We start from the raw sequence: 12,082 nt of genomic DNA on the forward strand, positions 1-12,082 counted from the left end.
CCTTTGCCGGGGCGCCCCCGCGCCTCCGGCGCCACACAAACCCCCGGGGTTATTTGCGGGCGTTAAAAAACCCTAACGGCCCGAACCCCGCGGGGTTGGGGGCCTTTCTGTCAGGGCGACTGCCGGCTTGAGCGTCAGCCGATCTTGGTACCGTGCGCCTGTTGGTCGGCGTGGTACGAGGAGCGCACCAGCGGGCCGGAAGCCACGTTCTTGAAGCCCATCTTCTCGCCTTCCTCGGCGAACCAGGCGAAGGTGTCAGGGTGGACGAAGCGCTGCACCGGCAGGTGGTTGCGCGAGGGCTGCAGGTACTGGCCAAGGGTCAGCATGTCGATGTCGTGCTCGCGCATGCGCTGCATGACTTCGATGACTTCCTCGTCGGTCTCGCCCAGGCCGAGCATCAGGCCGGACTTGGTCGGCACGTGCGGGACCATCTGCTTGAACTTCTGCAGCAGGTCCAGCGACCACTCGAAGTCGGAGCCCGGGCGGGACGACTTGTACAGGCGCGGCACGGTTTCCAGGTTGTGGTTGAACACGTCCGGCGGTTCGTTGGCGGTGATTTCCAGGGCGATGTCCATGCGGCCGCGGTAGTCCGGGACCAGGGTTTCCAACTGCACGCCGGGGGACAGCTTGCGGATCTCGCGCAGGCAGTCGGCGAAGTGCTGGGCGCCGCCGTCGCGCAGGTCGTCACGGTCCACCGAGGTGATCACCACGTACTTCAGGCGCAGGTCGGCGATGGCGATGGCGAGGTTGGTCGGCTCGTCGACATCCAGCGGCTTCGGACGGCCGTGGCCGACGTCGCAGAACGGGCAGCGACGGGTGCAGATGTCGCCCATGATCATGAAGGTCGCGGTGCCGCCGGAGAAGCACTCGCCCAGGTTCGGGCAGGAGGCTTCCTCGCAGACGCTGTGCAGCTTGTGCTTGCGCAGCAGCTGCTTGATGCGGTCGACCTCGGGGGAAACGGGGATGCGCACGCGAATCCAGTCGGGCTTCTTCGGCAGCTCTTCGGTGGGAATGATCTTCACCGGAATGCGCGCGACCTTCTCGGCGCCGCGCAGCTTGACACCGACTTCCACCTTGCCCGGCTTGGCGGCCGGGGCGGCCTGGCCGGAATTCTCCACAACAGTGCTCATCTAGGTTGGATCCCGCCCGTTAGGGTCTTCTGTGCCGCGTAGCCAAGGCGTTCGACGAGTTCGCCACGCAGGCGCTCGCGCACATCGGCCAATGCGATGGGGCCGGCCAGCTGGCTCAGCTGGGTCATGGCCATGCCTGCGTAACCGCAGGGATTGATGCGTCGAAAGGGTTCCAGGTCCATGTCCACGTTCAGTGCCAGGCCATGGAAGGAGCGGCCATTGCGGATGCGCAGGCCGAGGGATGCGATCTTCGCGCCGTCCACGTAGACGCCCGGAGCGTCGGGTTTGGACACAGCGGTGACGCCATAGCTATCCAGCAGGCCGATGAGGCTCTGCTCGATGCGCGAGACGAGGTCGCGCACGCCGATGCCGGAGCGGCGCACGTCGAGCATCAGGTAGGCGACCAACTGGCCGGGGCCGTGGTAGGTCACCTGGCCGCCGCGGTCGACCTGGACGACCGGGATGTCGCCGGGGAACAGCACGTGCTCGGCCTTGCCGGCCTGGCCCTGGGTGAACACGCGCTCGTGTTCGAGCAGCCAGACTTCATCGGGCGTAGCGGCTTCGCGCTCGGCGGTGAAGCGCTGCATGGCGTGCCAGGTCGGCTCGTAAGGCAGGATGCCCAGCTCACGAAAGCCCAGCGTTTCGCCCATCAGAGCACCATGTGGACGCGGCCGGTGGCGCGCAGGTCTTTGTGGATGTTCTGCAGTTGGTCGACGCCGGTGGCGGTGATCAGCACCTGCACGGACAGGAAGCGGCCGTTGCGGCTGTCGCGGCTGACCAGGGTGGTGATGTCGAGGTCCGGCGCGTGGCGCTGGATGACTTCGATGACCAGGTCGGAGAAGCCTTCGCCGGCATCGCCGATGACCTTGATCGGGTAGCGTTCGCAGGGGAACTCGATCTTCGGCGCGGGTTGTTCGCTGGTGTCGACGGAATCAGGGGTGTCAGTCATGGCTCTCGCGGGCGGATGGCCCGCCTCCGCATGAGCGTCCGGGATCGGGACGCTCCGGGTGGATCGGACGACGAATGCCGGGCCACGCAATGGCCGGGCAGTCGCAGGCGGGCATTTTACCCGAGTTTGCGAGCGCGCGGGCAGGTCAATCCCGGCCTTGTATACAAAAGTGCAAGGCCGGGACCGGCGGTCAGTTGAACAGACCGTAGAAGAACATGCGCAGGCTGTCCCAGATACGGCGGAAGAAGCCACCTTCTTCCACGGCGTTCAGGGCGACCAGGTCGGAGGTGCGCACGACCTTGTCGTTCAGCTTGACCTCGACCTTGCCGATGACCTGGCCCTGCTGGATCGGCGCGACCAGGTTGGGCTCGACGACCATGTTGGCCTGCAGCTGCTTGAGCTGGCCGCGCGGCACGGTCATGGTCAGGTCTTCGGACAGGCCGGCTTTGACTTCGTGCTCGGAGCCTTTCCAGACCATGGCCTTGGTCAGCTCGGCGCCCTTCTTGTAGAAGGTCTGCGATTCGAAGAAGCGGAAGCCGTAGGTCAGCAGCTTCTGGGTCTCGGCGGCGCGGGCCTGCTCGCTGTTGGTGCCGAACACCACCGCGATCATGCGCTGGCCGTCACGCACGGCGGAAGCCACCAGGCAGTAGCCGGCTTCGTCGGTGTGGCCGGTCTTCAGGCCGTCGACGGTCTTGTCGCGCCACAGCAGCAGGTTGCGGTTGGGCTGCTTGATGTTGTTCCAGAAGAACTCTTTCTGCGCGTAGATGGCGTAGTGGGTCGGCTCGCCGTAGATGATGGCGCGGGCCAGGATGGCCATGTCCTTGGCGGACGAGTAGTGGTCCGGGTTGGGCAGGCCGGTGGCGTCCATGAAGTGGGAGTTGGTCATGCCCAGCTTCTGCGCGGTGGTGTTCATCATGTCGGCGAAGGCGTCTTCGCTGCCGGCGATGTGCTCGGCCAGGGCGACCGAGGCGTCGTTGCCCGACTGGATGATGATGCCGTGCAGCAGGTCGCTCACCGAGACCTGGGAGCCGACCTTGATGAACATGCGCGAGCCGCCGGTGCGCCAGGCGTGTTCGCTGACGGTCACCAGGTCGGATTCGGCGATGCGGCCGCCTTCGATTTCCTTGGTGGCGATGTAGGCGGTCATCAGCTTGGTCAGGCTGGCGGGCGGCAGGCGCTCGTCGCCGGCGTTCTCGACCAGGATATTGCCGCTGGCGCCGTCCATCAGCACCCAGGCCTTGGCCGCGAGCTGCGGGGCGGCGGGAACGACTTCAGCTGCCCAGCTGGCCACGGGGGCGCTGAACAGCACGAGCAAGGACAGGCGTTTGGCGAAGTTGAAGATGTTCATCCGTCTCTCTGGGGTTCACTAATGGTCAAACAATCCCCTTGGGGGGAACTCGGGTGCCGCGGCCTCTGGCGGGCCGCTGCGGCGCGTGCGGTGGAATCTCAGTCCAGGCGCACGAGCTTGGGTTGGCCAAGGTTGGCCACGCGGATGCTGTCCTGCATCCTGCTTGCTTCATCCTGCGTTCCGATCGGCCCCAGGCGTACCCGGTACAAGGTCTGCTGGTTGACCACGACCGAGCTGATAAAGGATTTCGCCCCCGTCAGGCCGCCGACCTTCTCCTTGAGAAGCTCCGCAGCGTCCGGGTTGGCGAAGGCACCCACCTGGAGATACAGGCCATCGGCTGGTAATGAAGCGTTTTTTTTTGAGTCGATCTGGACCGGCGCCACGGGTGCGGCGTGCTGCGCCGGCGGCGGGGTGTAGGTTTCGATGGGTTGGGCCATGGAGACCGCCTGCGGCTGCGCAGCGGCAGGCTGCGAGGCCATCTTCGGCAGCGCCATGATCATCGGCGGCTGCTTGCCCTGGGCGGCCCACCAGCGGTCGGGGTCGATGCCCTCGACCTTGACGTGGGCGGTACCGGTCTCGGCGTAGCCGAGCTTCTTGGCGGCGGCGAAGGACAGGTCGATCACCCGGTCGGAGTAGAACGGGCCGCGGTCGTTGACGCGGACGATGACGCTCTTGCCGTTGTCCAGGTTGGTCACGCGCACGTAGCTGGGCAGCGGCAGGGTCTTGTGCGCGGCGGTCATGCCGTACAGGTCGTACTGCTCGCCGTTGGCGGTGGCCTGGCCGTGGAACTTGGTGCCGTACCAGGAGGCGGTGCCGACCACGCTGTAGGTGTTCGCGTTGTTCAGCGGGTAGTAGGTCTTGCCCAGCACGGTGTAGGGGTTGTTCTTGAACGGCCCGTTGTGCGGCATCGGCACGGCATCGGGGATGCGCGAGACGTCGACATCCCACCAGGGCGCGCCGTCGCGGTGCGGACGGTTGTAGTCGTAGGGCCCGGAAATGCCGCTGCTGACCTGTGGCTGGGGCTGCGGCGCGCGGTTGCCGGTGCAGCTGGCGAGGAACAGGGTGCTCAGGCCAACGCAGGCGGCCAGCGACCAGAGGCCGGGACTTGCGATTCGCTTGCTCAATGGACACCTCGCGCCTTGGCGATCTCGCCGGCCAGCTGATGCACCGCCATGGCGTACATGGCGCTGCGGTTGTAACGGGTGATCACGTAGAAGTTCGGCAGGCCGACCCAGTATTCGGTGCCCTGCGCGCCTTCCAGGCGCATGGCGGTGACCATCAGGTCGTCGCGGATCACGTCATGGGTGCGCCAGCCCTGGGAGCGTAGCTGACCGAGGTTCATCTGCGGCTCCAGGCCCTGGGTGAGCGCGTCCTCGGCGGTGGAGGTGCCGATTTCCGCCTGCGACACCACCGGCTCGCCGGTGTGCCAGCCGTGCTGCTTGAAGTAGTTGGCGACGCTGCCGATGGCATCGGTGGGGTCGCTCCAGATATTGATGTGGCCGTCGCCGTCGAAATCCACGGCATAGGCGCGGAAGCTGCTCGGCATGAATTGCGGCAGGCCCATGGCGCCGGCGTAGGAGCCGGTCAGGCTGAGCGGGTCGACCTGCTGTTCGCGGGCCAGCAGCAGGAACTGCTTGAGTTCCTTGCGGAAGAAGTCGGCGCGCGGCGGGTAGTCGAAGCCCAGGGTGGACAGCGCGTCCATCACCTTGAAGTTGCCGGTATTGCGGCCGAAGAAGGTCTCGACGCCGATGATGGCGACGATGTACTGGGCCGGCACGCCGTATTCCTGCTCGGCGCGGGCCAGGGCCTCGGCGTTCTGGTTCCAGAAGTCCACGCCGCGGTTGATGCGCGCGTCGGTGACGAAGATCGGGCGGTATTCCTTCCAGGTCTTCACCCGCTCGGCCGGGCGGGAGATGGCGTCGAGGATGGACTGCTTGCGCTCCACGTCGTGAAAGAGGCCCATGAGCTGTTCGCCGGCAAAGCCGTAGTCACGGGTCATTTCGCTGACGAACTCGGCGACCTGGGGCGAACCATCGTAGTCGCCCGCGGCAGCGGCGCCGGACATGCCGATCGCCCCCGCGATTCCGACCCAATGCACCCCCCTGGCAGCCCAGGCGCGCAGTACTTGCATTCCTTTCTTCACTCTTGTCATCAAACCTGGGCGATCCACTTCCGGTGGGTGTGGATCGACATCAAGACGCCGAACCCTGACATCAGGGTCACCAGCGAAGTTCCGCCATAACTAATGAAGGGCAGCGGCACCCCCACCACTGGCAACAATCCGCTGACCATACCAATGTTGACGAACACATACACGAAGAAGGTCATGGTGATGCTGCCGGCGAGCAGTTTGCCGAACAGCGTCTGCGCCTGCGCCGTGATCACCAGCCCCCGGTAGATCACCAGCAGGTACAGCACCAGCAGCAGGCAGACGCCGACCAGGCCGAACTCTTCGCCGAGCACGGCAATGATAAAGTCCGTGTGGCTTTCGGGCAAAAAATCCAGATGGGACTGCGTCCCCAGCAGCCAGCCCTTGCCGAACACGCCGCCCGAGCCGATGGCCGCCTTGGACTGGATGATGTTCCAGCCGCTGCCCAGCGGGTCGCTCTCCGGGTCGAGGAAGGTCAGCACGCGCTGCTTCTGGTAGTCGTGCATGACGAAGTACCACATGCCCACGGCCACCGGCACGGCGGCCGACACCGCCATGATGATCCAGCGCCAGCGCAGGCCGCCGACGAACAGCACGAAGGCGCCGGAGGCCAGCACCAGCATCGCGGTGCCCAGGTCCGGCTGCTTGAGGATCAGCACGAAGGGCACCACGATCAGCGCCAGGCCCACCACGCTGTGCTTGAAGCCGGGCGGCAGGGCGCGCTTGGACAGGTACCAGGCGATGGTCATGGGCATCAGCAGCTTCATGAATTCCGCCGGCTGGAAGCGGATCACCCCGGGAATGTTGATCCAGCGGGTCGCGCCCATGGCGTTGTGGCCCATCACGTCCACCACCACCAGCAACGCCACGCCGATGAGGTAGCCCAGCGGCACCCAGCGGGCGAGGAAGCGCGGCTCGATCTGCGCCAGCACGAACATCGCGCCCAGGCCCATGCCGAAGGACGATGCCTGCTTGATCAGCAGGTCCAGGCTCTTGCCGCTGGCGGAATAGAGGACGAACAGGCCGACCGAGCCGAGGGTCAGCAGCAGCAGAAGCAGCAGGCCGTCGATGTGCAGGCGCTGGAGCAGCGTGGAGCGCCGCTTCATCACATCTTCGCTGGACAGCGTGCGGTCGAAATTACCGTTCATGGTCATGGTTTGGGCGCCTCCGCCGTGGCCTGCGGTGCGTATTCGGGCTTGAGCTTGCCGGTCTCGTCGAGCAACCAGGCGTCGGTCACGGCCTTGAGCACGGGAGCGGCGACGCCGGAGCCGGACTCGCCGTTCTCCACCATCACCGCCACGGCGATCTGCGGGTTGTCCGCCGGGGCGAAGCCGACGAACAGGGCGTGGTCGCGGTGACGCTCGAGCAGCTTGGAACGGTTGTACTTCTCGCCCTGCTTGATCGCCACGACCTGCGCCGTACCGGACTTGCCGGCGATGCGGTAGACGGAGGTGGCGCCGACCTTGTGGGCGGTACCGCGGGCCCCGTGGACCACCTGCTGCATGCCGTAGTCCACCAGGTTCCAGTTGTTCGGGTCCTTGAGCTTGATGTCCGGCATCGGGTCCTCGTCGACCGGCGGCTTGCCGTCGATGGTCTTGGCCAGGTGCGGACGGATCCACTTGCCCTTGTTGGCCAGCAGCGCGGTCATCTGCGCCAGCTGCAGCGGCGTGGCCTGCATGTAGCCCTGGCCGATGCCGAGGATCAGGGTCTCACCGGGGAACCAGGCCTGCCGGCGCAGCGCGCGCTTCCACTGGCGCGACGGCATCAGGCCTTCGGCCTCGCCGAACATGTCCAGGGCGACGCGCTGGCCGAAGCCGAATTCGCTCATGTAGTCGTGCAGGCGGTCGATCCCCAGCTTATGCGCCAGGTCGTAGAAGTAGGTGTCGTTGGAGCGCATGATCGCCGTTTCCAGGGTCACCCAGCCGTCGCCCGTGCGGTTCCAGTTGCGGTACTTGTGGTCGTAGTTCGGCAATTGGTAGTAGCCGGGGTCGAACACGCGGCTGGTGGGCGTCACCACGCCGGCGTCGAGACCGGCGATGGCCACCGCCGGCTTTACCGTCGAGCCCGGCGGGTACAGGCCGCGCAGCACGCGGTTGTACAGCGGGCGGTCCTCGGAATCGCGCAGGGCCGCGTAGTCCCTGAAGCTGATGCCGGTGACGAACAGGTTGGGGTCGTAGCTCGGCTGGCTGACCATGGCCAGCACATCGCCGGTGGACGGCTGGATCGCCACGATGGCGCCGCGCCGGCCGGCCAGCGCGGCTTCGGCGGCGGCCTGCAGCTTGCTGTCGATGCTCAGCACGATGTCCCGGCCGGATACCGGCTCGGTGCGCTTGAGCACGCGCAGGACGCGGCCACGGGCGTTGGTCTCGACTTCCTCGTAACCCACGGTGCCGTGCAGCGCGTCTTCGTAGAATTTTTCCACGCCGGTCTTGCCGATGTGGTGGGTGCCCGAATAGGCCACCGGGTCGAGCTTCTTCAGTTCCGCCTCGTTGATCCGTCCGACATAGCCGACCGAGTGGGCGAAGTGCTCGCCCAGCGGGTAGTGGCGGACGAATTGCGCGGCCACGTCGACGCCGTTGAGGCGGTACTGGTTCACTGCGATGCGGGCGATCTGCTCCTCGGACAGCTCGAACATGATGGGCACCGGCTCGAACGGCCGGCGCCCCTGCTTCATGCGCTTCTCGAAGATGGCCTTGTCTTCCTCGGTGAGGCCGAGGATGTCCACCAGGGTCTTGAGCGTTTCCTGCAGGTTCTCGGTACGCTCGCGGGTGATGGTCAGGCTGAAGCTGGGACGGTTGTCGGCGATGATCACCCCGTTGCGGTCGAAGATCAGCCCGCGATTGGGCGGAATCGGCTGCACGTGGACGCGGTTGTTCTCCGACAGCGTCGAGTGGTAGTCGTACTGCGTCACCTGCAGGTGATACATGCGCGCCACCAGCACCAGGGCGAGCAGGAAGATCGCCACCCCGCCGACGATGACGCGGGCGCGGACCAGACGGGCGTCCTTCTCGTGGTCCTTGAGCTGTATCGGCTGCGGCATCGAAAACGGCTACGACTACTTGTGGTAGGGGTGCCCGGACAGAACCGTCCAGGCGCGGTAGATCTGCTCGCCGACCAGGATCCGCACCAGCGGGTGCGGCAGGGTCAGCGGCGACAGCGACCAGCGCTGCTCGCTGCGCGCGCAGACCTCCGGCGCCAGGCCTTCCGGCCCGCCGACCATGAGGTTGACGGTGCGCGCGTCCAGGCGCCAGCGGTCGAGCTCCTGCGCCAACTGGGGGGTGCTCCAGGGCTTGCCTTCGACTTCCAGGGTGACGATGCGTTCCCCAGGCTGGACCTTGCTCAGCATGGCCTCGCCTTCCTGGCGGATCAGCCGCGCCACGTCGGCATTCTTGCCGCGCGTGTTGAGCGGGATTTCCACCAGTTCCAGGGACAGCTCAGAGGGCAGGCGCTTGACGTACTCCGCCCAGCCCTCTTCCACCCAGCGCGGCATGCGCGAGCCGACCGCGATCAGACGCAGACGCACGGCGGGCTTACTCGGCGCTGTGCGAGGCGCGGCTCTGCTCGGCGCCCTGCCACAGGCGCTCGAGGTCGTAGAACTGGCGGGTGGCCGGCTGCATGACATGGACCACGACGTTGGCGAGGTCGATCAGGACCCACTCGCCGCCTTCCTGGCCTTCGCTGCCGATCGGGCGCACGCCCTGTTCCTTGACCTTCTCCAGGACGTTGTCGGCCAGCGATTTGACCTGACGGCTGGAGGCACCGGTGGCGATGACCATGGTGTCGGTGATGCTGGTCTTGTCGCGCACGTCGATGACGACGATGTCCTGCGCCTTGAGATCTTCCAGGGCAGCGATGGTCAGTTCGACCAGTTGTTCGGTTTGCATGTATGACTCTCTAGCTTGATCAGTGGGGCGCCTGGTACAGGCCGTGCGCCTCGATATAGTTCAATACCGCATCCGGCACCAGGTAGCGCACCGAGCGCCCCTGCGACAGGAGTTGGCGGATCTGGGTGGCGGATACTGCCAGCGGCGTCTGCCAGACGAAGGTGATCTGACCGGCGGGGCCGGTCATCGCCTTCGGGTCGGCAACACTGCGCGCCGCCAGCAGGTCGCGCAGGTCTTCCGGCGGCTCGCTGTCGGCATCCGGGCGCTGCAGCACGACGATATGACAGTGCTCCAGCAACTCTTCCCAGCGATGCCAGGTCGGCAGGCCGCAGAAAGCGTCCCAGCCGACCAGCAGGAACAACTGGTCCTGCTCATCCAGCTCCCCACGCAACGACTCCAGGGTGTCGATGGTGTAGGAGGGTTTGTCACGCTTCAGCTCGCGGTCATCGACCACCAGCGGGGCCACGCCGGCGACTGCCAGCTCGACCATCGCCATCCGCTGCTCCGGTTTCACCTGGGGGGTGTCGCGGTGCGGCGGGCGGAAGTTGGGGATCAGGCGCAACTCGTCGAATTCGAACTGCTCGGCCATCTCCAGCGCACTGCGCAGGTGACCGATGTGCACCGGGTCGAAGGTGCCGCCGAACAGACCGACCCGACGGGAACGCGCCTTGTTCATCAGGTCCGCACGTGTCCGTCGCCGAACACCACGTATTTCTCGCTGGTCAGGCCTTCCAGGCCGACCGGGCCGCGGGCGTGCAGCTTGTCGGTGGAGATGCCGATCTCCGCGCCCAGGCCGTACTCGAAGCCATCGGCGAAGCGGGTCGAGGCGTTGACCATGACCGAGGCCGAGTCCACTTCGGTGAGGAAGCGGCGAGCATCGGTGAAGTTCTCCGTGATGATTGCGTCGGTGTGTTGCGAGCCGTAGGTATTGATGTGCTCGATGGCCGCGTCGAGGCCGTCGACGATGCGGATCGACAGGATCGGCGCGTTGTACTCGGTGCGCCAGTCTTCCTCGGTGGCTTCCAGCACGTCGGCGCCCAGCAGCGCGCGGGTGGCGGCGTCACCGCGCAGCTCGACGCCCTTGTCGCGGTAGATGGCGGCCAGCGGCGGCAGCACGCGGTCGGCGATGCCGGCATGCACCAGCAGCGTTTCCATGGTGTTGCACGGCGCGTAGCGCTGGGTCTTCGAGTTGTCGGCGACGCGGATGGCCTTGTCGAGGTCGGCGGCGACGTCGATGTAGACGTGGCAGATGCCGTCCAGGTGCTTGATCACCGGGACCTTGGCATCGCGGCTGATGCGCTCGATCAGGCCCTTGCCGCCGCGCGGAACGATGACGTCCACGTACTCGGGCATGCTGATCAGCGCGCCGACGGCGGCGCGGTCGGTGGTTTCCACCACCTGCACGGCGCTGGCCGGCAGGCCGGCTTTGGCCAGACCGGTCTGGATGCACGCGGCAATCGCCTGGTTGGAGTGGATCGCCTCGGAACCGCCGCGCAGGATGGTCGCGTTGCCCGACTTCAGGCACAGGCTGGCGGCGTCGATGGTCACGTTCGGCCGGGATTCGTAGATGATCCCCACCACGCCCAGCGGCACGCGCATCTTGCCCAGCTGGATGCCGGACGGCACGTAGCGCATGTCGCGGATCTCACCGATGGGGTCCGGCAGCGAGGCGACCTGGCGCAGGCCTTCGATCATGTCGTCGATGCGCGCCGGGGTCAGGGCCAGGCGGTCGAGCATGGCTGGCTCCAGACCGTTGGCACGGCCATTGGCCAGATCCTGTTCGTTGGCTTCGGTCAGCTGGGCGCGGGCAGCGTCCAGGGCATCGGCTGCGGCCAGCAGGGCTTGGTTCTTCTGCGCGGTCGTGGCGCGCGCGACAACGCGCGACGCTTCACGGGCGGCGCGGCCCAGGCGGCTCATATAGTCGAGAACGGACTCGGTCATGATCTAACGCGTCTGCGTGAGGGAAATGCGCAAGTATAGCGGGAGCGCCCCCTCAGCGACCAGCCGCAGCAGCCGGCCGGTCGGCGACGCGCTTCGCGTAACGCCGATGCCCGCCATCCCCCGCCCAGCGGTTACATCCCGCACTCCCCGACCCGCTCTGCCGCCCGAAGGTTGGGTAAACAAATTCGTATCCGCTGTTTACCTTGCAAGCATGGCTCATTGCCCCCGCCGTATTTGTATTGCCAGGGACGCGCGCCAGGAAAGAACAACAAGAGGCGGTCCACCGCCGGAGAACTGCCATGCGCTATCGCACCGATTACAGCGCCCAGTCCCTGACCGCCGCCCCGGCGGTGCTGGAACTGGACGGTTGGCAACTGCACTACCAGGCCTTCTCTTCGCAAGAGGATGACCCCCGCCCGCCGGTCCTGCTGCTGGGCGGCGCGTTCCAGAGCTTCCGTTCCTTCGCCAGCGAGGTTTCGGAGCTGCTCGCCGGGCACCCGGTGATCCTGCTCGACCTGCCCAGCCAGGGCGGCAACCTGCAACTGGCGCCGCAGTTGAGCCTGGAGGACCTGGCCGACCTGATCGCCGCCTTCGCCGAAACGCTGCAACTGCCGCCATTGATGCCCATCGGCCTGTCCTACGGCTCGGCCCTGGCCGCGCTGTTTGCCGCCCGCCATCCGG

The 12,082-nt window shown here is 66.4% G+C and carries 13 protein-coding genes; 1 reads left to right on the forward strand and 12 read right to left on the reverse strand.

Annotated features, from left to right (window positions below; translation table 11 throughout):
- Positions 1-134 precede the first annotated feature (134 nt).
- From lipA to ACCC94_RS22745, 12 genes are all read right to left on the reverse strand, one after another.
- Positions 135-1,130, reverse strand: coding sequence for a lipoyl synthase (gene lipA, locus ACCC94_RS22690; protein ID WP_413351838.1), 996 nt, complete (start codon positions 1,128-1,130; stop codon positions 135-137).
- Positions 1,127-1,780, reverse strand: a complete 654-nt coding sequence (gene lipB / locus ACCC94_RS22695) for a lipoyl(octanoyl) transferase LipB (protein ID WP_413351839.1) — start codon at positions 1,778-1,780, stop codon at positions 1,127-1,129. The genes lipA and lipB overlap by 4 nt, the downstream gene beginning before the upstream one ends.
- Positions 1,780-2,079 carry a DUF493 domain-containing protein gene (locus ACCC94_RS22700; protein ID WP_413351840.1) on the reverse strand — a complete coding sequence of 100 codons (300 nt, stop codon included), beginning with the start codon at positions 2,077-2,079 and terminating at the stop codon, positions 1,780-1,782. Before ACCC94_RS22700 ends, lipB begins: the two co-directional genes overlap by 1 nt.
- 190 nt (positions 2,080-2,269) lie before the next feature.
- A complete protein-coding gene (locus ACCC94_RS22705; protein WP_413351841.1) occupies positions 2,270-3,427 on the reverse strand; it encodes a D-alanyl-D-alanine carboxypeptidase family protein in 1,158 nt (385 codons plus the stop codon).
- 98 nt (positions 3,428-3,525) lie between these two features.
- The gene (locus ACCC94_RS22710) at positions 3,526-4,551 is read right to left on the reverse strand and encodes a septal ring lytic transglycosylase RlpA family protein (RefSeq protein ID WP_413351842.1); all 1,026 of its coding nucleotides are present in this window, start codon (positions 4,549-4,551) and stop codon (positions 3,526-3,528) included.
- Positions 4,548-5,570 carry a lytic murein transglycosylase B gene (mltB, locus tag ACCC94_RS22715; protein ID WP_413351843.1) on the reverse strand — a complete coding sequence of 341 codons (1,023 nt, stop codon included), beginning with the start codon at positions 5,568-5,570 and terminating at the stop codon, positions 4,548-4,550. The genes ACCC94_RS22710 and mltB overlap by 4 nt, the downstream gene beginning before the upstream one ends.
- A gap of 8 nt (positions 5,571-5,578) precedes the next feature.
- Positions 5,579-6,682 carry a rod shape-determining protein RodA gene (gene rodA, locus ACCC94_RS22720; RefSeq protein ID WP_413351848.1) on the reverse strand — a complete coding sequence of 368 codons (1,104 nt, stop codon included), beginning with the start codon at positions 6,680-6,682 and terminating at the stop codon, positions 5,579-5,581.
- Positions 6,683-6,726: 44 nt separating this feature from the next.
- Complete coding sequence (mrdA, locus tag ACCC94_RS22725) at positions 6,727-8,616, reverse strand: penicillin-binding protein 2 (protein WP_413351844.1); 1,890 nt, start codon at positions 8,614-8,616, stop codon at positions 6,727-6,729.
- A gap of 15 nt (positions 8,617-8,631) precedes the next feature.
- Positions 8,632-9,099, reverse strand: a complete 468-nt coding sequence (gene rlmH, locus ACCC94_RS22730; protein ID WP_015475414.1) for a 23S rRNA (pseudouridine(1915)-N(3))-methyltransferase RlmH — start codon at positions 9,097-9,099, stop codon at positions 8,632-8,634.
- 7 nt (positions 9,100-9,106) lie between these two features.
- On the reverse strand, positions 9,107-9,460 hold the full coding sequence (gene rsfS, locus ACCC94_RS22735) for a ribosome silencing factor (RefSeq protein WP_192434940.1): 354 nt from the start codon (positions 9,458-9,460) through the stop codon (positions 9,107-9,109).
- Positions 9,461-9,479: 19 nt separating this feature from the next.
- A complete protein-coding gene (nadD, locus tag ACCC94_RS22740) occupies positions 9,480-10,136 on the reverse strand; it encodes a nicotinate-nucleotide adenylyltransferase (protein WP_413351845.1) in 657 nt (218 codons plus the stop codon).
- Positions 10,136-11,401: a glutamate-5-semialdehyde dehydrogenase gene (locus ACCC94_RS22745; RefSeq protein WP_413351846.1), complete on the reverse strand. Its 1,266-nt coding sequence runs from the start codon at positions 11,399-11,401 to the stop codon at positions 10,136-10,138. Before ACCC94_RS22745 ends, nadD begins: the two co-directional genes overlap by 1 nt.
- A gap of 299 nt (positions 11,402-11,700) precedes the next feature.
- Here ACCC94_RS22745 and ACCC94_RS22750 point away from each other — a divergent pair.
- Positions 11,701-12,082, forward strand: a 382-nt coding sequence (locus tag ACCC94_RS22750; RefSeq protein ID WP_413351847.1) for an alpha/beta fold hydrolase, incomplete at its 3' end; no start/stop codon positions are given.

The organism is Pseudomonas sp. Pseusp97, assembly GCF_047304025.1.
Taxonomy (GTDB): Bacteria; Pseudomonadota; Gammaproteobacteria; order Pseudomonadales; family Pseudomonadaceae; genus Pseudomonas.

Excerpts from the sequence above, each read along its gene's own strand:
- lipA (WP_413351838.1), bottom strand. The coding sequence starts at position 1,130 with ATGAGCACTGTTGTGGAGAATTCCGGCCAGGCCGCCCCGGCCGCCAAG.
- lipB (WP_413351839.1), bottom strand. The coding sequence starts at position 1,780 with ATGGGCGAAACGCTGGGCTTTCGTGAGCTGGGCATCCTGCCTTACGAG.
- ACCC94_RS22700 (WP_413351840.1), bottom strand. The coding sequence starts at position 2,079 with ATGACTGACACCCCTGATTCCGTCGACACCAGCGAACAACCCGCGCCG.
- ACCC94_RS22705 (WP_413351841.1), bottom strand. The coding sequence starts at position 3,427 with ATGAACATCTTCAACTTCGCCAAACGCCTGTCCTTGCTCGTGCTGTTC.
- rodA (WP_413351848.1), bottom strand. The coding sequence starts at position 6,682 with ATGAAGCGGCGCTCCACGCTGCTCCAGCGCCTGCACATCGACGGCCTG.
- mrdA (WP_413351844.1), bottom strand. The coding sequence starts at position 8,616 with ATGCCGCAGCCGATACAGCTCAAGGACCACGAGAAGGACGCCCGTCTG.
- rsfS (WP_192434940.1), bottom strand. The coding sequence starts at position 9,460 with ATGCAAACCGAACAACTGGTCGAACTGACCATCGCTGCCCTGGAAGAT.
- nadD (WP_413351845.1), bottom strand. The coding sequence starts at position 10,136 with ATGAACAAGGCGCGTTCCCGTCGGGTCGGTCTGTTCGGCGGCACCTTC.
- ACCC94_RS22745 (WP_413351846.1), bottom strand. The coding sequence starts at position 11,401 with ATGACCGAGTCCGTTCTCGACTATATGAGCCGCCTGGGCCGCGCCGCC.